This window comes from Pseudothioclava alba (assembly GCF_033100795.1).
GTDB lineage: Bacteria > Pseudomonadota > Alphaproteobacteria > Rhodobacterales > Rhodobacteraceae > Pseudothioclava.
In genome coordinates, this window is record NZ_JAWLVI010000003.1 from 249,445 (window position 1) to 267,214 (window position 17,770).

The following is a 17,770-nucleotide window of genomic DNA, read 5'->3' on the forward strand; positions in this document are numbered from 1 at the left end:
GGTCAGATTCCTTACGCTTCTGCCGGAGCTTCAGCTTCGGGCTTCTTCAGGATGTCAGCGACCTTCTTGCCACGGCGAGCCGCGACGTTACGGGGCGATGCTTCCTTCGTCAGGCCGTTCAGCGTGGCGCGGATCATGTTGTAGGGGTTCTGCGAACCGAGCGATTTCGAAACGACGTCTTTGATGCCGAGCATTTCGAAAACGGCGCGCATCGGACCACCTGCGATGATCCCGGTCCCTTCCGGAGCGGTGCGCATAACCACTTTACCAGCGCCGTGACGGCCCTCGATGTCGTGGTGCAGCGTGCGGCCGTCGCGCAGCGGAACGCGGATCAGGTTGCGTTTTGCTTGCTCGGTAGCCTTGCGGATCGCTTCCGGCACTTCTTTCGCTTTACCTTTGCCGAAGCCGACGCGACCACGCTGGTCACCGACAACGACGAGGGCTGCGAAACCGAAGCGCTTACCACCCTTCACGGTTTTCGAAACACGGTTGATCGCAACAAGACGATCTGCGAACTCCGGAGTTTCTTCGCGTTCTTCGCGACGGCCCCGGCGGTTTTCACGTTCTGCCATAAGGCATTCCTTTCGTGATGGCGCGCAATCACGCCAATTTCATCCAATCCTGGTGAGCGACCACAAGGGCCGCTCCCGGATCATCGGGGGGACGCGAACGTCCCCCGCCAAGTCTTAGAACTTCAGACCGCCTTCACGGGCAGCATCGGCCAGAGCCTTGATTTTGCCGTGGAAGAGGAAACCACCGCGGTCGAAATAGCATTCTTCCACGCCGGCTTTCTTCGCACGCTCGGCAATTGCTGCACCGATCTTCGCCGCTGCTTCGACGTTGTTCTTGCCGACAACACCGAGATCCTTTTCGAGGGTCGATGCCGCAGCGAGAGTCACGCCGTTCACGTCGTCGATCAGCTGTGCGCTGATGTTCTTCGAAGAACGATGGACCGAAAGGCGGGCACGCCCGTTGGCCATCGCACGGAGTTTGTTCCGAACGCGCAGGCGGCGCTTGAGGAACAGTTGACGTTTGTTGTTCGCCATAGTCGCCACCCTTACTTCTTCTTGCCTTCTTTGCGGAAGATATACTCGCCTTTGTAGCGGATACCTTTGCCCTTATAGGGCTCGGGTGCGCGCCATTCGCGAATATTCGCTGCAACCTGACCAACAATCTGCTGGTCGATGCCTTCCACAACGATTTCGGTTTGCTTCGGAGAGGTTACCGTAACGCCCGCGGGAACTTCGAAGTTCACTTCGTGCGAGTAACCGAGCGAGAGCTTGAGCACGTTACCCTGCATTGCTGCACGATAACCAACACCCTGAATCTCCAGCTCTTTCTTGAAGCCGGTGGTGACGCCGGTAACCAGGTTCTCGACCATCGAGCGGGTCATACCCCACTGCTGGCGAGCACGCTTCGAGGTTCCACGCGGGGTCACTTTGACCGCGTTTTCCTCGATCGCGATGGTCACGTCGTCGGTGGCGGTGAAGGAACGGGTCCCTTTCGGGCCTTTCACTTCGATGGTCTGGCCCGACAGCGAGGCGTTAACGCCGCTGGGGAGCTCGACCGGTTTTTTACCAATGCGAGACATCGAGACCTCCTTAGAACACGGTGCAGAGCACTTCGCCGCCAACATTGGCAGTGCGTGCAGCCGCGTCCGACATCACGCCCTTGGACGTGGAGATGATCGAGACACCCAGGCCCTGACGGACCGAAGGAACGTCTTGCGCGGCCATATACACGCGACGACCGGGGGTCGACACACGCTTGAGCTCACGAATGACGGGGGTGCCTTCGTAGTACTTGAGGCTGATTTCCAGCTCCGGATGGCCTTTGCCATTCGTTGCGGGCTCGTAGCCACGGATATAACCTTCCGCAAGAAGCACATCCAGAACCCATGCGCGCAGCTTCGAAGCCGGCGTACGGACGGTGGATTTGCCGCGCATTTGCGCGTTGCGGATGCGGGTCAGCATATCGCCGAGAGGATCGTTCACAGACATTCCCGATCTCCTTACCAGCTCGACTTCACCATGCCGGGGATCTGGCCATAGGAGGCCAGTTCGCGCAGCATGATCCGCGAGAGTTTGAGCTTACGGTAGTAAGCATGGGGACGGCCGGTCAGCTGGCAACGGTTGTGCAGACGGACGGCCGACGAGTTGCGGGGGAGTTCCGCCAGTTTCAGAGACGCTTTGAAGCGCTCTTCCATCGGGCGGTCCTGATCGTTGATGATCTCTTTGAGCGCGGCGCGCTTACCAGCGAACTTGGTGACAAGCTGCTGGCGCTTCACTTCGCGCGCAACCATGGATTTTTTAGCCATAAATCTCTTCTCCCCGCGATCAGCTGTTGAACGGCATGTTGAATTGCTTCAACAGCGCTTTCGCTTCCGCGTCATTCGGCGCGGTGGTGACGATGATGATGTCCATACCCAGAACTTCGTCGACTTTGTCGAAGTCAATTTCCGGGAACACGATGTGCTCTTTCAGACCCATCGCGAAGTTACCACGGCCGTCGAACGACGGCTTCACGCCGCGGAAGTCGCGGACGCGCGGCAGCGCGATGTTGATGAGACGATCGAGGAATTCATACATGCGGTCGCCACGGAGGGTGACTTTGGTCCCAAGAGGCATCTCTTCACGAACGCGGAAGCCGGCGATCGACTTCTTGGCTTTCGTCATGACGGCCTTCTGACCAGCGATGAGCGAAAGCTCGTCGGCAGCCTGCTTGACCTTCTTGGTGTCCTTGGTTGCTTCACCAACGCCCATGTTCAGCACGATTTTCTCGAGCTTCGGGATCTGCATCTCGTTCTTGAAGCCGAACTCTTCTTTCAGAGCGGCACGGATGCTCTCGTTGTAGAGCGCCTTGAGACGCGGGGTGTAGGTCGCTTGATCCAGCATCAGATCGCCTCCCCGGTGGTTTTGGCGAAACGGACTTTCTTGCCGTCTTCCACGCGGAAGCCGACGCGAGTCGCTTTGCCGTTCGCATCCAGAAGAGCCAGGTTCGACAGGTCGATCGGCATTGCCTTGGCAACGCGGCCGCCTTGCGACGTCTGGGTCTGGCGCTGGTGACGGATAGCGACGTTCACGCCATCCACGATTGCCTTGCCGTCTTTCGGCGAAACAGAGGTGATCTCACCCTGTTTGCCTTTGTCTTTACCGGCAAGAACGACGACCTTGTCGCCTTTGCGGAGTTTCGCAGCCATCACAGCACCTCCGGAGCGAGCGAGATGATCTTCATGAAGTTCTTGGCGCGCAGCTCACGCACGACCGGCCCGAAGATACGGGTGCCGACCGGTTCACCCTGGTTGTTCAGGATGACAGCGGCGTTGCGGTCAAAACGGATCGACGTGCCGTCTTCACGACGGACTTCTTTTGCGGTGCGCACGACGACGGCCTTACGGACGTCACCTTTCTTAACGCGGCCGCGCGGAATGGCTTCCTTAACGGAAACGACAATGATGTCGCCCACCGACGCATAGCGACGGTGCGAACCACCCAGGACCTTGATGCACTGAACTCGGCGTGCGCCGGAGTTGTCAGCAACATCCAGATTGGTCTGCATCTGGATCATTTGGTTTCTCCCGACCTGTGGGGACGAGCCCCAGGGTTTCGATAAACTGAAAGTTTACCGCCGGGACCTGATTAAATCAGGCCTCGACGACGACCTTCCAGCGCTTGGTCTTCGAGATCGGCGCGCACTCTTCGATGCGAACGGTGTCACCGGTCTTGAATTGGTTTGCCGCATCGTGAGCGCGATATTTCTTCGACTTACGAACGGTTTTCTGAAGCAGCGGGTGCTTGAAGCGGCGCTCGACGAGGACGGTAACGGTCTGGTCGTTCTTGTCCGAGGTCACGACGCCTTGAAGGATACGTTTGGGCATAAGGGAACTCCTCAGTTCGCAGCTTCAGCAGCTTTGGCGTTAAGCACCGTTTTGATGCGTGCGACGTCACGACGGACGGCGCGCATACGGGCGGTGTTCTCGAGTTGGCCGGTAGCCTGCTGGAAGCGGAGGTTGAAGGCTTCCTTTTTCAGCGCAACGAGCTGGTCACGCAGCTCGTCAGGCGTCTTCGCCTGAAGTTCTTGGGCTTTCATCCCATAGTCCTTTCTTGGCACCAGAGGGCCCCCGTAGGGTGACCCTGAATCTGATGGGTTATGTGAGTCCCGTCTCCGGGACCCGCGGGAACTATCATCGCCTGCCCTGTATGGCAAGGCTGAATCTGAAAAAACAAACCCCCGGCCGAAACCGGGGGTCTGCAAATCGCTTTTGCTGGCGAATTACCAGTCCTGACGCTCGACGATGCGGGTCTGGATCGGGAGTTTCGCAGCGCCAAGGCGCAGAGCTTCGCGAGCGATGGTCTCGTTGACACCGTCGATCTCGAACATCACGCGGCCCGGCTTGACCTTTGCGGTCCAGCGGTCGACCGAACCCTTACCTTTACCCATACGAACTTCGGTCGGCTTTGCCGTGACCGGGTTGTCCGGGAAGATACGGATCCATACGCGGCCCTGACGCTTCATGTGACGCGTGATGGCACGACGTGCGGCTTCGATCTGGCGCGCAGTGATACGCTCCGGCTCGACAGCCTTGAGGCCGAAGTGACCGAAGTTCAGGTCAAAGCCGCCTTTGGCTTCGCCGTGGATCCGGCCTTTGTGCAGTTTGCGGAACTTCGTACGTTTCGGTTGCAGCATGTTAACTTACTCCTCAACGAGCGTCGCGACGCGGGCCGCGCGGAGCCGGGCCGTCTTGGGCTTCGGCAATGCGGCGATCGCGTGCTTGCGGATCATGTTCCATGATCTCGCCTTTGAAGATCCAGGTCTTCACGCCGATGATCCCGTAGGGGGTCGACGCTTCGGACAGTGCGTAGTCGATGTCAGCGCGCAGGGTGTGCAGCGGCACACGGCCTTCACGATACCACTCGGTACGAGCGATCTCGGCGCCACCAAGGCGGCCCGAAACGTTCACACGAATACCAAGAGCGCCCATGCGCATCGCGTTCTGAACCGAGCGCTTCATAGCGCGACGGAACGAGACACGACGCTCGAGCTGCTGGCAGATCGATTCGGCAACAAGCTGAGCATCAAGCTCGGGCTTGCGCACTTCAACGATGTTGAGGTGCAGTTCCGAAGCGGTCAGGTTTGCCAGCTTCTTGCGCAGAGCTTCGATATCGGCGCCTTTTTTGCCGATGATCACGCCCGGACGTGCGGCGTGGATCGTGACGCGGCACTTCTTGTGCGGACGCTCGATGATCACGCGGGCAACACCGGCCTGCTTTGCTTCTTCGTGGATGAACTCGCGGATCTTGAGATCCTCAAGCAGCAGATCGCCGTAGTCTTTGCTATCGGCGTACCAGCGGCTGTCCCAGGTGCGGTTGACCTGGAGGCGCATGCCAATCGGATTAACCTTCTGACCCATTACGCTTGCTCCTCGATCTGACGCACCTTGATGGTGAGTTCCGAAAACGGCTTCATGATCTTGCCAAAACGGCCACGCGCACGCGGACGACCGCGCTTCATGACCAGATTCTTGCCGACCCATGCTTCAGCAACAACAAGCGCGTCAACGTCGAGACCGTGGTTGTTTTCAGCGTTGGCGATAGCCGACTGCAGGCACTTCTTCACGTCTTGCGCGACACGCTTGTTCGAGAAGGTGAGATCGGCCAGAGCCTTGTCCACCTTCTTGCCGCGGATCAACGCTGCAACGAGATTCAGTTTCTGCGGCGAGGTGCGAAGCATGCGCGTTTTTGCGAAAGCTTCGTTATCCGCCACGCGGCGCGGATTCTTTTCCTTACCCATGGCTCTTACTTCCTCTTGGCTTTCTTGTCGGCAGCGTGCCCGTAGTAGGTACGGGTCGGCGAGTATTCACCGAACTTCTGACCGATCATCTCTTCGGTGACGTTCACCGGGATGTGTTTCTGACCGTTGTAGACCCCGAAGGTGAGGCCCACGAACTGCGGCAGGATGGTGGAACGACGCGACCAGATCTTGATCACTTCGCTTTTGCCCGACTCGCGCGCTTTTTCTGCTTTTTTCAGCAGATAGGCGTCAACGAAAGGGCCTTTCCAAACAGAACGTGCCATATCTTAACGACCCTTCTTAGCGTGACGCGAACGGAGGATGTACTTATCCGTTTTCTTGTTCGAACGGGTGCGCTTACCCTTGGTGGGCTTGCCCCACGGGGTAACCGGGTGACGGCCACCCGAGGTGCGGCCTTCACCACCACCGTGCGGGTGGTCGATCGGGTTCATCGCGACGCCGCGGACGGTCGGACGCACGCCCATGTGGCGCTTACGACCGGCTTTACCGAGGTTCTGGTTCGAGTGGTCTGCGTTCGACACAGCGCCGATGGTCGCCAGGCATTCCTGACGCACGAGGCGCAGTTCGCCCGAGGACAGACGGATCTGGGCATAGCCACCGTCACGGCCAACGAACTGTGCATAGGTGCCAGCAGCGCGTGCCAGCTGACCGCCTTTACCCGGCTTCAGCTCGACGTTGTGGACGATGGTACCGATCGGCATGCCCGAGAACGGCATAGCGTTGCCCGGCTTGATGTCGGCTTTTTCAGCAGCGATCACCTTGTCGCCAACAGCAAGACGCTGCGGGGCGATGATGTAGGACTGCTCGCCATCCTCATAGCGCACGAGCGCGATGAAGGCGGTACGGTTGGGATCGTATTCGATACGCTCGACGGTTGCCGGGACATCGAATTTACGACGTTTGAAATCGACGATGCGGTAGAGACGCTTCGCGCCACCACCCTTGTGCCACATCGTGACGCGCCCGGTGTTGTTCCGGCCACCCGTCTTGGTAAGACCCTCGGTGAGGGCTTTGACGGGACGGCCTTTCCAAAGCTCCGAACGGTCGATCAGAACCAGCCCACGCTGGCCCGGCGTCGTCGGTTTATACGACTTGAGTGCCATGCTCTCTGTCTTCCGTAGCTTTGAACCAAAAAGGTCCGTTTCGGTAGGATTGGGCGCCGAAGCTCCCTCCCCGCTCAGTGTTTCCAGAACCCTGAAAACAAAAAACTGCACGGGCCCGAAGCGTCGGGCCCGCCAGATTCGTTGCGGCTTCTATCAGAGGCCGGTGGAGACGTCGATAGTGTTTCCGTCTTCCAGCGTGACATAGGCTTTTTTAACGTCCGAGCGCTTGCCCGCGATACCGCGGAAACGCTTGGTCTTGCCTTTGGTGATCGTGGTGTTGACCGCTTTCACCTTCACGCCGAAGAGGGCTTCGACAGCTTCCTTGATCTGCGGCTTCGAAGCGGCTTTCGCGACTTCAAAAACCACCGCGCCATTTTCCGAAGCCATGGTGGCTTTTTCGGTGATGACGGGCTTTACGATCACGTCGTAGTGTTCAGCTTTCGCGCTCATTTCAGACGAGCCTCCAGAGCTTCGATACCCGCTTTGGTGATCACGAGGGTGTCACGCTTGAGGATATCATAGACGTTAGCGCCCATCGACGGCAGAACATCGATACCTTCGATGTTGCGAGCGGCTTTCGCGAAGTTTTCATTCACGTCAGCACCGTCGATGCCCAGGACGCGCTTCCAGCCCAGTTCCTTCGCAGCCTTTGCCAGCAGCGAGGTCTTGGCTTCGGCCATTTCAGCCGCGTCCAGAACCACGAGGTTACCCGACTTGGCTTTCGACGACAGAGCGTGCTTCAGGCCAAGAGCGCGGAACTTTTTGGTCAGGTCATGGGCGTGCGACCGCGGGGTCGGGCCCTTGTAGACGCCACCTTTGCGGAAGATCGGAGCCTTGCGCGACCCGTGGCGTGCGCCACCGGTGCCTTTTTGGCGATAGATCTTCTTGGTCGAGTAGCTGACTTCCGACTTGGTCAGAACCGAGTGGGTGCCAGCCTGAGCCTTCGCACGCTGCCAGCGCACGACGCGGTGCAGGATGTCTGCACGCGGCTCGAGACCGAAGATGTCATCGGCGAGGTCGATCGAACCGGCTTTGCCAGCGTCGAGCTTGATCACATCAAGTTTCATGCTTCACCCCCTTCAGCCGAAACTTCTTCGACCGGAGCAGCGGTTTCTTCTTTCGCAGCGGACTTCAGCGCAGCCGGCATCGGAACGTTCTCGGGGAGCGGTTTTTTGACCGCATCCTTGATCGTGACCCAACCACCTTTTGCACCCGGAACCGAACCCTTAACCAGGATCAGGCCGCGGTCTGCATCGGTCTTGACGACCTGGATGTTCTGCGTGGTGACGCGGACAGCACCAAGATGGCCAGCCATCTTCTTGCCCTTGAACACCTTGCCCGGATCCTGACACTGACCGGTCGAACCGTGCGAACGGTGCGAGATCGACACACCGTGCGATGCGCGAAGACCACCGAAGTTGTGGCGCTTCATCGCACCGGCAAAGCCTTTACCGATCGAGGTACCGGCGACGTCGACGTACTGGCCTTCAGCGTAGTGCTCTGCCGAGATCTCGGCGCCCACTTCGATCAGGTTTTCGGGCGAAACGCGGAACTCGGCCAGCTTACGCTTCGGAGCGACGTTCGCTTTTGCGAAGTGGCCACGCATTGCTGCGGTGGTGCGCTTCGCTTTGGCGGTGCCTGCGCCGAGCTGAACGGCCGCATAGCCGTCTTTCTCGACGGTGCGCTGCGCAACAACCTGAAGGTTGTCGAGCTGGAGCACAGTCACCGGAACTTGTTTGCCGTCTTCCAGGAACAGCCGGGTCATGCCCAGCTTCTTGGCGATAACACCAGAACGCATTCTCGCCTCCCTTAGACTTTGATTTCGACGTCGACGCCGGCAGCGAGGTCGAGCTTCATCAGCGCGTCCACGGTTTGCGGGGTCGGATCAACGATGTCGAGAAGACGCTTGTGCGTGCGGATTTCCCACTGGTCACGCGACTTCTTGTCGATGTGCGGACCACGGAGAACCGTGAATTTCTCGATTTTGTTCGGCAGCGGAATCGGGCCGCGAACCTGTGCACCGGTGCGCTTGGCGGTGTTCACGATTTCCTGGGTGCTGGCGTCCAGCACGCGGTAATCGAACGCCTTGAGCCGGATGCGGATGTTTTGACCAGTCATTGTCAGTCTTGCCTCTCGCAGGGCTTCAAGGTTGAGAGGCAGAAGCCGCCGAATGCGACGCCTGCATCGAACCTACAATCTCTTGGAGATCAGGCGCGTCCACTACGGGGCGAGCCTGAGTCTGTCAAGAGCGAATGGCGCGCCTTTCGGCGCACCATTCAATTTCTTTCCATCGATGTCGCGGGCGAGCCTCAATCGGCCCGCCAGCCAATCATCACTCGATGATTTTGGAGACGACGCCAGCGCCGACGGTGCGGCCGCCTTCACGGATAGCGAAGCGGAGCTTCTCTTCCATGGCGATCGGTGCGATCAGCTCGACGTTGAACTTCAGGTTGTCGCCCGGCATCACCATCTCGGTGCCTTCCGGCAGAACCACGGTGCCCGTCACGTCGGTCGTGCGGAAGTAGAACTGCGGACGGTAGTTCGCGAAGAACGGCGTGTGACGGCCACCTTCCTCTTTCGTGAGGATATAGGCTTCGGCTTCGAACTTGGTGTGCGGCTTCACCGAACCCGGCTTGCACAGAACCTGACCACGCTCAACGCCGTCACGGTCCACACCGCGCAGCAGCGCGCCGATGTTGTCGCCTGCCTCACCGCGGTCAAGCAGCTTGCGGAACATCTCAACGCCCGTGCAGGTCGTTTTCTTGGTGTCGCGGATGCCGACGATTTCGAGTTCGTCACCAACGTTCACAGCGCCACGCTCGACGCGGCCGGTCACAACCGTACCACGGCCCGAGATCGAGAACACGTCTTCGATCGGCATCAGGAACGGCTGGTCAACAGCGCGCTCCGGCGTCGGGATATACGAGTCAACGGCTTCGATGAGCGCGCGGATCGAGTTCTCGCCGATCTCTGCGTCGCGGCCTTCCAGTGCGGCCAGAGCCGAGCCTTTGACGATCGGAATATCGTCGCCGGGGTAGTCGTACGACGACAGAAGTTCGCGGATTTCCATCTCGACGAGCTCGAGCAGCTCTTCGTCGTCGACTTGGTCAACCTTGTTCATGTACACGACCATGTACGGAATGCCGACCTGACGGCCGAGCAGGATGTGCTCGCGCGTCTGCGGCATCGGGCCGTCAGCTGCGTTCACAACCAGGATCGCGCCGTCCATCTGAGCCGCACCCGTGATCATGTTCTTAACATAGTCAGCGTGGCCGGGGCAGTCGACGTGGGCGTAGTGACGCGAGTCCGACTCATACTCGACGTGAGCCGTCGAGATCGTGATACCACGGGCTTTCTCTTCCGGGGCGCCGTCGATCTGGTCGTAGGCTTTGAAGTCACCAAAATACTTGGTGATCGCTGCCGTCAGCGTCGTTTTGCCGTGGTCAACGTGGCCGATCGTGCCGATGTTGACGTGCGGTTTCGTACGTTCAAACTTTTCCTTTGCCATAATGGCCTCCTGTAATTTCGGGAGCGGAAGGCGGGCGCCCGAGGGTTTCCCCGGACGCCGGATGCCTTACGCGTATTTCGCCTGGATCTCGTCCGAGATGTTCTGGGGCACGCCTTCATAGTGATCGAAGATCATCGTGAAGACTGCACGGCCCGAGGACATCGAACGCAGCGTGTTGATGTAGCCGAACATGTTTGCGAGCGGCACGAAGGCGTTGATCACGTTTGCGTTGCCGCGCGTGTCCTGGCCCTGCACCATGCCCCGACGCGAGGTCAGGTCGCCGATGATGCCGCCGGTGTATTCTTCCGGGGTCACCACTTCGACTTTCATGATCGGTTCGAGCAGCTTTGCGCCAGCCTTTTTCAGGCCTTCACGCATAGCAGCGCGGGTCGCGATTTCGAAGGCGAGCACCGAGGAGTCGACATCGTGGAACGCACCGTCGATAAGTGCGACCTTGAAGTCGATAACCGGGAAGCCAGCGAGCGGACCGGAGTCCATAACCGACTGGATGCCCTTTTCGACGCCCGGGATGTATTCCTTCGGAACAGCACCGCCGACGATTTTCGACTCGAACGAGTAGCCTTCGCCCGGCTCGGTCGGATCGATCACGAGCTTCACGCGTGCGAACTGGCCGGTACCACCGGTCTGTTTCTTGTGCGTGTAGTCGATCTCTGCCGCGCGCGAGATGGTCTCGCGGTAAGCCACCTGCGGCGCACCGATGTTCGCCTCGACCTTGAACTCGCGCTTCATGCGATCCACGAGGATGTCGAGGTGAAGTTCGCCCATGCCCTTCATGATGGTCTGACCGGACTCGAAGTTGGTCTCGACGCGGAAGGACGGGTCTTCGGCTGCCAGACGAGCAAGGGCGAGGCCCATTTTCTCCTGGTCGGCTTTCGACTTCGGCTCGACTGCGATCTCGATAACCGGATCGGGGAAGGTCATCGTTTCAAGAACGACAGGCTTGGAAGCGTCACACAGCGTATCACCGGTGGTGGTCTCTTTGAGGCCAGCCAGAGCGATAATATCGCCAGCAAACGCTTCTTCGATTTCCTCACGGTTGATCGCGTGCATCATCATCATACGACCGACACGTTCTTTCTTGCCTTTGGTCGCGTTGAGGATGCTGTCGCCCTTCTTGATCACGCCCGAGTAGATACGGGTGAAGGTGAGCGAGCCCACGAAGGGGTCGTTCATGATCTTGAAGGCCAGAGCCGAGAACGGCTGTGCGTCGTCTGCCGAACGCTCGATATTGCGCGTTTCGGTTTCATCACCCGGCTCAAAGCCGAGGTAAGCCGGAACGTCGAGCGGCGACGGCAGGAAGTCGATCACAGCGTTGAGCAGCGGCTGAACGCCCTTGTTCTTGAAGGCCGAGCCACCCAGAACCGGAACGAACGAAAGCGACAGGGTGCCTTTGCGGATCAGCTTTTTCAGCGTCTCTGCATCGGGCTCTTCGCCTTCGAGGTAAGCCATCATCGCGTCGTCGTCCATTTCGACGGCGACTTCGATCAGCTTGCCGCGCCATTCGTCAGCGAGATCTTTCAGATCTGCGCGGATCGGCTGGCGAACCCACGATGCACCAAGGTCTTCACCCTGCCACACCCATTCTTCCATTTCGATCAGGTCAACGATGCCTTCGAGCTGATCTTCGGCACCGATCGGGAAGTTGACCGGAATACCAGTCGCGCCCGTGCGGTCCTTGATCATCTCAACGCACTTGAAGAAGTCAGCGCCGATCTTGTCCATCTTGTTGACGAACACCAGACGCGGAACCTTGTAGCGGTCAGCCTGACGCCACACGGTTTCGGTCTGCGGTTCAACACCTGCGTTCGCGTCGAGGAGCGCTACTGCGCCGTCGAGAACTGCCAGCGAACGTTCCACCTCGATGGTGAAGTCCACGTGGCCGGGGGTGTCGATGATGTTGAAGCGGTGCTTCGGCGTTTGCGCGTTTTCGCCATCGATGGTGCGTTCCCAGAAAGTGGTCGTCGCAGCCGAGGTGATGGTGATCCCGCGCTCTTGCTCTTGCTCCATCCAGTCCATGGTCGCAGCGCCGTCGTGCACTTCACCGATTTTGTGCGATTTGCCGGTGTAGTACAGGATGCGTTCGGTCGTCGTGGTTTTACCCGCGTCGATGTGCGCCATGATCCCGAAGTTGCGGTAGAGGTTAAGCGGATAGTCGCGAGCCATAATGGCGTCCTTCCCTTATTACCAACGGTAGTGGCTGAACGCTTTGTTCGCGTCGGCCATTTTGTGGGTATCTTCGCGCTTCTTCACTGCCGAACCACGCGAGTTCACCGCATCCAGAAGCTCGCCAGCGAGGCGCTCTTCCATGGTGTTCTCGTTGCGGCCACGGGCCGCGGTGATCAGCCAGCGGATGGCCAGTGCTTCACGGCGGGTCGGGCGAACCTCGACCGGAACCTGGTAGGTAGCACCACCCACACGACGCGAGCGGACTTCGACAGCCGGCTTCACGTTGTCGAGCGCTTCGTGGAACACTTCCACCGGCTCGCGCTTGAGTTTGGTTTCAACACGCTCGAGCGCGTTGTAGACGATCTTTTCGGCAACAGACTTTTTGCCGTCGATCATCAGGTTGTTCATGAATTTGGTCAGCACGCGATCGCCATACTTGGCGTCGGGCAGAACTTCGCGCTTCTCAGCGGCGTGACGACGAGACATCGTATGATCTCCTTATTTCGGACGCTTCGCGCCGTATTTCGAACGGCGTTGACGACGATCTTTAACACCTTGGGTATCCAGCACACCGCGCAGGATGTGGTAACGGACACCCGGAAGGTCTTTCACACGGCCGCCGCGGATGAGCACAACAGAGTGCTCTTGCAGGTTGTGCTTTTCGCCCGGGATGTAGGAGATGACCTCGAAGCCATTCGTCAGGCGCACTTTGGCGACTTTACGCATAGCCGAGTTCGGTTTCTTCGGCGTCGTGGTGTAGACGCGGGTGCAGACGCCGCGCTTCTGCGGACACTGCTGAAGGTGCTGCGACTTGGAGCGCTGCACCTTGGGCTGCCGCGGTTTGCGGATCAGCTGTTGGATAGTAGGCATACCGGTTCCCCGTTTGCTGTTGTCAATACTCGTAGCCGTCCCCGGCTACGCCGCTTCTCGACACGTTCCCGCGCGGATTCGCGAAAACGCCAAATCGCACCCCGCCCCAAACCAGCGGTCAGGGGCTGAATGCTAAGAAATTCAGAGGATCAAGGCGGATTACCTGGACCGTTTCACTGAGTTTCGGCATCCCGCAAGACGCACTGCGCCCGTAGGGATGCGGCGGGCTATAGGAGGAGTCGCAAATATTGTCAACTCTTGCGAGGAGCAACTCTCCAGCCGCGCCCGAACAACCCCCAAAGCAGCCATGCCACTGCAAGGGTCAGGAGTGTTGCGAAGGTCGCATCTGACAGGAAATGCCGCCCCTGCGCGATCCGTTGCAGGATCACAAAGGCCACCATCGCGCCATTGCCGGCATAAAGCAAAAGCAGCGCCCATTCCGGCAGAATGCGCCGCCACAGCGCAGCAAGTATCATCAGCGCCACTGCCAAGGCGACCACGCCCGACACCTCGCCCGACACAAACGAGCAATTCGCGTCGCACTGCTCGGTGAAGGTCCAGGCAGGGGTGAACATCTTATCGCCGCCGAACTCGGCCAGATGGGCGGGACGCGCGCGTCCGGAATGGGCCTTAAGAAACCCGTTCACCAAAAGCCCCGGAGCCAACAGGAACAGGCTAAAGATATAGCCCCAAATCCGCGCAGGCACGGCCAGAACCGAACGGCGCAACCGCCAAGCAACCAAAGCAGCCAGCCCCGAAAACGCAAACACCACCAGCGCAAAGTTCCAGATCGCATGGCGCGCAAACTGCCAACTCTCGCCGGCCCCCATAAATCCGCCAGCCCCGTCGTAGAACAGCGCCGCCAGCCAAAGGTCGATCTGCGGGAACTGCCGGAACAGCACCGTCGCCCCTATCAGCGCGATCAGCAGGACAACACCCGCGCGGCGAAACTCTGCATCGGTCATTCAAGGCACCTCGCTGCCAACCGATAGGCAGCGAGCGGCTGCTTTTGCCAAACGCCCGCGTCGCGTAAATCCGCCAGCGGCAGGACCGCCGCCCCGTCGCATTCTGGCGCGTTCGCCGCTATCACCAGAAGCTCGCCCGCATAGCCTTCGGGCAGCGCAAAATTCTGCTCGTAATAGTGGCCCGGCCGCCCGCTCGGGCGCGTCGCGAAAATAGCCACCCCGCTCTCACGACCGGTATAGAAAAGATCGGCCAGCACATCGCGCCGCCCCGAATAGACCGCCAGCCCCTCGGCCTTGGCCAGATCGAGGATCACCTGACTTGTGTCCGCACGTCCAAGATAGCGCTTCAGCAGAGGCGCACCCGCCTTTTCGGGCCAAGGCGCCAGCACCACCAGCATAAGAACCGCCAAGGACAAGGCGCCATTCACCCCGAACGCGATCTTGCGCCAGCGCTCGGACAAGGCCGCAACGGTCAGAATGGTTCCCGCGAAGTAGGTCGCAATCGCCCAGTTCGCATAGGCGCTTTCCATATAGGCCTGCACCGAGACCGCCACAAACGGCGGTAGTGTCAGCATCCAAAGCCCGCGCAAGGCCGAATTGCCCATCTGCCGAAGCGCCATGATCAGCCCGACAATCGTCACCGGTCCAAACACGGCGATCTGGCTGCCCCAGAACTCGAACAACGTGCTCCAGTGCTTCCGCGCCTCCTCGCGCAGCCAGCCCATGTTGTCCATCGTGTGCTCGACCGTGGCCAGATCATGCGTCAGGTTCCAGACAACATTGCCCGAGATCACAGCCGCAAACGCCACCACCATAACAGCCGCATTCCGCCATCCGGGCCGGAAGTGACGCGATACCAGCGCGGCCAGAACCGCCCCGATCACCAGATAGATCGCGGCGTATTTCGCCAGAAAGGCCAGCCCGGCAAAGCCCCCCGCCAGCAGCGCATCACGCGTCTTTCCACGCTTGGAAGCGCGCAACAAAAACAGCACCGCCGCCGCATAGGCGGGCGCCATGATCGTATCGGTCGAGATCAGCACCGAGCCAACGGCGGTGAAGGGCAGCGTCACATAGATCACCGCACTCCAGAACCCGACGCGCGCACCTGCAACCTTTGCGCCCACCGCGCCCAGAAGCATCGCCGTCAGCCCGTGCAACAGAGGCGCAGGCAGGCGCACCCAGAAGGGCGCATCCGAGCCAGCAAGCTCGGTCACGGCGCGGATCACCCAGCCGATCAGAGGGGGTTTTGAATAATAGCCGAAATCAAGCCGCTGGCCCCAAAGCCAATACTGCGCCTCGTCGGTGTAAAGGTCGATTGGCGTCAGGAACAGCGCCAGCACCCGCAGCCCCGTCACCAGCGCGACAACCCAAAGGGCCGCCGCGAACCAGTGCGTCGGATCAGCTTTCGCCGCGGCGGCTTGCATAGATCAGCCAGAGGTTTCGCGAATAGATCACCACGCCAAGCGCCTGCCCCAGAATAAAGACGGGGTCCGCGCGGTAGATTGCATAGCTTAGCAGCATCACCCCGCCCAGAAGCGAGAAATACCAGAACGCGACCGGCATCACCGAGGCACGCGCGCGCTCGGAGGCGATCCATTGCACCAGAAACCGCGCGGTAAACATCATCTGGGCGGCAAACCCAAAGATCACCCACCAGAATTCCGCGCGCGTATCGACGTGCAGAATATCCATCAGCCATTGCATGATTTATGCCTCTCGCGAAACTTCTTGGGGGCGCGCCTTTTTGCGGCGACGCAAGAGCCACGCAACGCCCGCCAGATCGACGATCCCGACAAGCCCGCGTTGCAGATTGGTATAGTTCGACCGGCCACCGCCCCGCGGACGGTGCGTCACATCCACATGCGCGATCTGCCATCCATCCCGCGCAAACAGCGCGGGCAGGTAGCGGTGCATATGGTCGAAATAAGGAAGCCCAAGGAACCCCTCGCGACGGAAGGCCTTAAGGCCGCAACCGGTATCACGGGTGCCATCTTTCAGCACTTTTGAGCGCAGCGCATTCGCAAATTTCGACGCCATCTTCTTCGACATCGTATCCTGCCGCCCGACGCGCTGGCCCGCGACCAGGCCAATCGCCTCGGACCCGGGCGCGCGCAAAGGCGCCATCAGGGCCGGAAGCTCGGAGGGCGGGTTTTGCCCGTCGCCGTCCAGCGTGCAGATGATCCCGCCCTTCGCCGCCTGGACGCCCGAGTGAACGCCCGCACTTTGTCCGGCGGAATTCGGGTGCTGCAACAGACGCAGGCGCGGCGCATTTTCCATCCGCTTGCGCACGATTGCGTCCATGCCGTCATCCGAGCCATCATCGACGACGATAACCTCGTAATCACAGTGCTGATCCAGCGCTGCGTCGATTTCGTCCAGAAGGGTCTCGATATTCGGCGCCTCGTTGCGCGCGGGGATAACGATGGTGACTTCGGTCATGCGTCCTCACTTGTCAGCCGCTAGGCGCAGGCCCGCCCCTCATAACCGCCGCGAACCGCCTTGTAAACGACAGACGGGGCGCCCGCTGGCACCCCGCCCGTTCACCTTGGCGCGACCGCACCTAGCCGAATTTCGCAAACAGCTTGGAATAGGGAACTTTCAACTGCCCCTGTGCAGCAATGCCTGCCGCGACATCGCCCGCTTCAGCCGCCGCCCTGAATGCAGCGACCGAAGCACCAAATCCGGCAACCAACTGGACATAGGCCGGGTCATCGGCCTCTGGCGCGGGGTGGGCCACGATCTGCGCAGCAAGGTAGTCCAGAAGCTTCGCGTCCGCCATCAGATGCGCGGGCGCGGCGTCACCAAGCGCTGCATAATCCGCCGCCAGAACCTCTTCCATCGCTGCGTGATAGGCATTCATCCGGTCCGAGAAACCGATCAACCCGTTGCGGGTATGCAGCGCACCGATCTCGTCGCGCACCTCTTCAAGCGTGGCGTGGGCCGCCGCCATATCGCCGCCCGCAACCTGCGCCGAGGCCATCTCGATCAGGCTATTGACCGCGCCGAAGGTCACAGAAAGCCCCGTGTCATCCGCATATTGCGGCGGCGGGGTGTCTTGCCATGCCGCGGCGAGGCCGTCCCATGCGGCGTCAAATTTCACCAGGGCTTGAGCGGTTTCTGGCGCCTTGTTCTGGTTGCTCAGGAACAAAGCGGCGCGATAGGAGCCATATGCCCCGCGCAAAGCAGCTTCGGCATCGGCCACCGGACCGGCAGATACCGGCAGGGCCAGCACACCCGCACTAAGGATAAAAAGGGCTGAGGTCAGTTTCATCACAGGAACTCCGTTCGATCACATTCTTCATCGCGAATATGTAGTCGATACGCAG

Annotated in this window: 28 protein-coding genes; all 28 read right to left on the bottom strand. The window is 59.9% G+C overall.

Features of this window, described 5'->3' with window-relative positions:
• Positions 1–11: 11 nt before the first annotated feature.
• Positions 12–572, bottom strand: coding sequence for a 30S ribosomal protein S5 (rpsE, locus tag RYZ20_RS09290; protein ID WP_317672721.1), 561 nt, complete (start codon positions 570–572; stop codon positions 12–14).
• Positions 573–686: 114 nt separating this feature from the next.
• On the bottom strand, positions 687–1,046 hold the full coding sequence (rplR, locus tag RYZ20_RS09295) for a 50S ribosomal protein L18 (protein WP_317672723.1): 360 nt from the start codon (positions 1,044–1,046) through the stop codon (positions 687–689).
• 11 nt (positions 1,047–1,057) lie between these two features.
• Entirely contained in the window at positions 1,058–1,591 is a 534-nt protein-coding gene (rplF, locus tag RYZ20_RS09300) for a 50S ribosomal protein L6 (protein WP_317672725.1), read from the bottom strand.
• Between the two features lie 10 nt (positions 1,592–1,601).
• Positions 1,602–2,000 carry a 30S ribosomal protein S8 gene (rpsH, locus tag RYZ20_RS09305; protein ID WP_317672727.1) on the bottom strand — a complete coding sequence of 133 codons (399 nt, stop codon included), beginning with the start codon at positions 1,998–2,000 and terminating at the stop codon, positions 1,602–1,604.
• 11 nt (positions 2,001–2,011) lie between these two features.
• On the bottom strand, positions 2,012–2,317 hold the full coding sequence (gene rpsN, locus RYZ20_RS09310) for a 30S ribosomal protein S14 (protein ID WP_317672729.1): 306 nt from the start codon (positions 2,315–2,317) through the stop codon (positions 2,012–2,014).
• Between the two features lie 19 nt (positions 2,318–2,336).
• Complete coding sequence (gene rplE / locus RYZ20_RS09315) at positions 2,337–2,894, bottom strand: 50S ribosomal protein L5 (RefSeq protein WP_317672731.1); 558 nt, start codon at positions 2,892–2,894, stop codon at positions 2,337–2,339.
• Positions 2,894–3,199, bottom strand: a complete 306-nt coding sequence (gene rplX, locus RYZ20_RS09320) for a 50S ribosomal protein L24 (RefSeq protein ID WP_317672733.1) — start codon at positions 3,197–3,199, stop codon at positions 2,894–2,896. The genes rplE and rplX overlap by 1 nt, the downstream gene beginning before the upstream one ends.
• On the bottom strand, positions 3,199–3,567 hold the full coding sequence (rplN, locus tag RYZ20_RS09325; protein WP_035714274.1) for a 50S ribosomal protein L14: 369 nt from the start codon (positions 3,565–3,567) through the stop codon (positions 3,199–3,201). The genes rplX and rplN overlap by 1 nt, the downstream gene beginning before the upstream one ends.
• A gap of 76 nt (positions 3,568–3,643) precedes the next feature.
• Positions 3,644–3,877: a 30S ribosomal protein S17 gene (gene rpsQ, locus RYZ20_RS09330; RefSeq protein ID WP_096433962.1), complete on the bottom strand. Its 234-nt coding sequence runs from the start codon at positions 3,875–3,877 to the stop codon at positions 3,644–3,646.
• A gap of 11 nt (positions 3,878–3,888) precedes the next feature.
• Positions 3,889–4,089, bottom strand: a complete 201-nt coding sequence (rpmC, locus tag RYZ20_RS09335) for a 50S ribosomal protein L29 (protein ID WP_317672740.1) — start codon at positions 4,087–4,089, stop codon at positions 3,889–3,891.
• A gap of 183 nt (positions 4,090–4,272) precedes the next feature.
• Entirely contained in the window at positions 4,273–4,686 is a 414-nt protein-coding gene (gene rplP, locus RYZ20_RS09340) for a 50S ribosomal protein L16 (RefSeq protein ID WP_275811937.1), read from the bottom strand.
• A 13-nt stretch (positions 4,687–4,699) separates the two neighbouring features.
• Entirely contained in the window at positions 4,700–5,410 is a 711-nt protein-coding gene (rpsC, locus tag RYZ20_RS09345; protein ID WP_317672744.1) for a 30S ribosomal protein S3, read from the bottom strand.
• Complete coding sequence (gene rplV, locus RYZ20_RS09350; RefSeq protein ID WP_317672746.1) at positions 5,410–5,790, bottom strand: 50S ribosomal protein L22; 381 nt, start codon at positions 5,788–5,790, stop codon at positions 5,410–5,412. Before rplV ends, rpsC begins: the two co-directional genes overlap by 1 nt.
• Positions 5,791–5,795: 5 nt before the next feature.
• On the bottom strand, positions 5,796–6,074 hold the full coding sequence (gene rpsS, locus RYZ20_RS09355; protein ID WP_317672748.1) for a 30S ribosomal protein S19: 279 nt from the start codon (positions 6,072–6,074) through the stop codon (positions 5,796–5,798).
• Between the two features lie 3 nt (positions 6,075–6,077).
• A complete protein-coding gene (gene rplB, locus RYZ20_RS09360) occupies positions 6,078–6,914 on the bottom strand; it encodes a 50S ribosomal protein L2 (protein ID WP_317672750.1) in 837 nt (278 codons plus the stop codon).
• Positions 6,915–7,067: 153 nt separating this feature from the next.
• A complete protein-coding gene (locus tag RYZ20_RS09365) occupies positions 7,068–7,364 on the bottom strand; it encodes a 50S ribosomal protein L23 (RefSeq protein WP_317672752.1) in 297 nt (98 codons plus the stop codon).
• Positions 7,361–7,981 carry a 50S ribosomal protein L4 gene (gene rplD, locus RYZ20_RS09370; protein ID WP_317672755.1) on the bottom strand — a complete coding sequence of 207 codons (621 nt, stop codon included), beginning with the start codon at positions 7,979–7,981 and terminating at the stop codon, positions 7,361–7,363. Before rplD ends, RYZ20_RS09365 begins: the two co-directional genes overlap by 4 nt.
• Positions 7,978–8,712, bottom strand: coding sequence for a 50S ribosomal protein L3 (gene rplC / locus RYZ20_RS09375; RefSeq protein ID WP_317672757.1), 735 nt, complete (start codon positions 8,710–8,712; stop codon positions 7,978–7,980). The genes rplD and rplC overlap by 4 nt, the downstream gene beginning before the upstream one ends.
• Before the next feature lie 11 nt (positions 8,713–8,723).
• A complete protein-coding gene (gene rpsJ / locus RYZ20_RS09380) occupies positions 8,724–9,032 on the bottom strand; it encodes a 30S ribosomal protein S10 (RefSeq protein ID WP_036639457.1) in 309 nt (102 codons plus the stop codon).
• Positions 9,033–9,246: 214 nt separating this feature from the next.
• The gene (gene tuf / locus RYZ20_RS09385) at positions 9,247–10,422 is read right to left on the bottom strand and encodes an elongation factor Tu (protein WP_317672766.1); all 1,176 of its coding nucleotides are present in this window, start codon (positions 10,420–10,422) and stop codon (positions 9,247–9,249) included.
• Positions 10,423–10,488: 66 nt separating this feature from the next.
• A complete protein-coding gene (fusA, locus tag RYZ20_RS09390; RefSeq protein WP_317672768.1) occupies positions 10,489–12,606 on the bottom strand; it encodes an elongation factor G in 2,118 nt (705 codons plus the stop codon).
• Between the two features lie 18 nt (positions 12,607–12,624).
• Entirely contained in the window at positions 12,625–13,095 is a 471-nt protein-coding gene (gene rpsG / locus RYZ20_RS09395; protein WP_317672771.1) for a 30S ribosomal protein S7, read from the bottom strand.
• A 12-nt stretch (positions 13,096–13,107) separates the two neighbouring features.
• Positions 13,108–13,479, bottom strand: a complete 372-nt coding sequence (gene rpsL / locus RYZ20_RS09400; protein WP_096433949.1) for a 30S ribosomal protein S12 — start codon at positions 13,477–13,479, stop codon at positions 13,108–13,110.
• Between the two features lie 251 nt (positions 13,480–13,730).
• Complete coding sequence (locus RYZ20_RS09405; protein ID WP_317672775.1) at positions 13,731–14,444, bottom strand: phosphatase PAP2 family protein; 714 nt, start codon at positions 14,442–14,444, stop codon at positions 13,731–13,733.
• The gene (locus tag RYZ20_RS09410) at positions 14,441–15,868 is read right to left on the bottom strand and encodes an ArnT family glycosyltransferase (protein ID WP_317672777.1); all 1,428 of its coding nucleotides are present in this window, start codon (positions 15,866–15,868) and stop codon (positions 14,441–14,443) included. Before RYZ20_RS09410 ends, RYZ20_RS09405 begins: the two co-directional genes overlap by 4 nt.
• The gene (locus RYZ20_RS09415; RefSeq protein WP_317672779.1) at positions 15,843–16,136 is read right to left on the bottom strand and encodes a lipid-A-disaccharide synthase N-terminal domain-containing protein; all 294 of its coding nucleotides are present in this window, start codon (positions 16,134–16,136) and stop codon (positions 15,843–15,845) included. Before RYZ20_RS09415 ends, RYZ20_RS09410 begins: the two co-directional genes overlap by 26 nt.
• Before the next feature lie 15 nt (positions 16,137–16,151).
• The gene (locus RYZ20_RS09420; RefSeq protein ID WP_317672781.1) at positions 16,152–16,883 is read right to left on the bottom strand and encodes a glycosyltransferase family 2 protein; all 732 of its coding nucleotides are present in this window, start codon (positions 16,881–16,883) and stop codon (positions 16,152–16,154) included.
• Positions 16,884–17,004: 121 nt separating this feature from the next.
• The gene (locus RYZ20_RS09425; RefSeq protein ID WP_317672783.1) at positions 17,005–17,715 is read right to left on the bottom strand and encodes a hypothetical protein; all 711 of its coding nucleotides are present in this window, start codon (positions 17,713–17,715) and stop codon (positions 17,005–17,007) included.
• Positions 17,716–17,770 lie beyond the last annotated feature (55 nt).

Bases quoted from the DNA above. Each gene is read 5' to 3' on its own strand.
- rpsE (WP_317672721.1), bottom strand. From the start codon at position 572: ATGGCAGAACGTGAAAACCGCCGGGGCCGTCGCGAAGAACGCGAAGAA.
- rplR (WP_317672723.1), bottom strand. From the start codon at position 1,046: ATGGCGAACAACAAACGTCAACTGTTCCTCAAGCGCCGCCTGCGCGTT.
- rplF (WP_317672725.1), bottom strand. From the start codon at position 1,591: ATGTCTCGCATTGGTAAAAAACCGGTCGAGCTCCCCAGCGGCGTTAAC.
- rpsH (WP_317672727.1), bottom strand. From the start codon at position 2,000: ATGTCTGTGAACGATCCTCTCGGCGATATGCTGACCCGCATCCGCAAC.
- rpsN (WP_317672729.1), bottom strand. From the start codon at position 2,317: ATGGCTAAAAAATCCATGGTTGCGCGCGAAGTGAAGCGCCAGCAGCTT.
- rplE (WP_317672731.1), bottom strand. From the start codon at position 2,894: ATGCTGGATCAAGCGACCTACACCCCGCGTCTCAAGGCGCTCTACAAC.
- rplX (WP_317672733.1), bottom strand. From the start codon at position 3,199: ATGGCTGCGAAACTCCGCAAAGGCGACAAGGTCGTCGTTCTTGCCGGT.
- rplN (WP_035714274.1), bottom strand. From the start codon at position 3,567: ATGATCCAGATGCAGACCAATCTGGATGTTGCTGACAACTCCGGCGCA.
- rpsQ (WP_096433962.1), bottom strand. From the start codon at position 3,877: ATGCCCAAACGTATCCTTCAAGGCGTCGTGACCTCGGACAAGAACGAC.
- rpmC (WP_317672740.1), bottom strand. From the start codon at position 4,089: ATGAAAGCCCAAGAACTTCAGGCGAAGACGCCTGACGAGCTGCGTGAC.
- rplP (WP_275811937.1), bottom strand. From the start codon at position 4,686: ATGCTGCAACCGAAACGTACGAAGTTCCGCAAACTGCACAAAGGCCGG.
- rpsC (WP_317672744.1), bottom strand. From the start codon at position 5,410: ATGGGTCAGAAGGTTAATCCGATTGGCATGCGCCTCCAGGTCAACCGC.
- rplV (WP_317672746.1), bottom strand. From the start codon at position 5,790: ATGGGTAAGGAAAAGAATCCGCGCCGCGTGGCGGATAACGAAGCTTTC.
- rpsS (WP_317672748.1), bottom strand. From the start codon at position 6,074: ATGGCACGTTCTGTTTGGAAAGGCCCTTTCGTTGACGCCTATCTGCTG.
- rplB (WP_317672750.1), bottom strand. From the start codon at position 6,914: ATGGCACTCAAGTCGTATAAACCGACGACGCCGGGCCAGCGTGGGCTG.
- RYZ20_RS09365 (WP_317672752.1), bottom strand. From the start codon at position 7,364: ATGAGCGCGAAAGCTGAACACTACGACGTGATCGTAAAGCCCGTCATC.
- rplD (WP_317672755.1), bottom strand. From the start codon at position 7,981: ATGAAACTTGATGTGATCAAGCTCGACGCTGGCAAAGCCGGTTCGATC.
- rplC (WP_317672757.1), bottom strand. From the start codon at position 8,712: ATGCGTTCTGGTGTTATCGCCAAGAAGCTGGGCATGACCCGGCTGTTC.
- rpsJ (WP_036639457.1), bottom strand. From the start codon at position 9,032: ATGACTGGTCAAAACATCCGCATCCGGCTCAAGGCGTTCGATTACCGC.
- tuf (WP_317672766.1), bottom strand. From the start codon at position 10,422: ATGGCAAAGGAAAAGTTTGAACGTACGAAACCGCACGTCAACATCGGC.
- fusA (WP_317672768.1), bottom strand. From the start codon at position 12,606: ATGGCTCGCGACTATCCGCTTAACCTCTACCGCAACTTCGGGATCATG.
- rpsG (WP_317672771.1), bottom strand. From the start codon at position 13,095: ATGTCTCGTCGTCACGCCGCTGAGAAGCGCGAAGTTCTGCCCGACGCC.
- rpsL (WP_096433949.1), bottom strand. From the start codon at position 13,479: ATGCCTACTATCCAACAGCTGATCCGCAAACCGCGGCAGCCCAAGGTG.
- RYZ20_RS09405 (WP_317672775.1), bottom strand. From the start codon at position 14,444: ATGACCGATGCAGAGTTTCGCCGCGCGGGTGTTGTCCTGCTGATCGCG.
- RYZ20_RS09410 (WP_317672777.1), bottom strand. From the start codon at position 15,868: ATGCAAGCCGCCGCGGCGAAAGCTGATCCGACGCACTGGTTCGCGGCG.
- RYZ20_RS09415 (WP_317672779.1), bottom strand. From the start codon at position 16,136: ATGGATATTCTGCACGTCGATACGCGCGCGGAATTCTGGTGGGTGATC.
- RYZ20_RS09420 (WP_317672781.1), bottom strand. From the start codon at position 16,883: ATGACCGAAGTCACCATCGTTATCCCCGCGCGCAACGAGGCGCCGAAT.
- RYZ20_RS09425 (WP_317672783.1), bottom strand. From the start codon at position 17,715: ATGAAACTGACCTCAGCCCTTTTTATCCTTAGTGCGGGTGTGCTGGCC.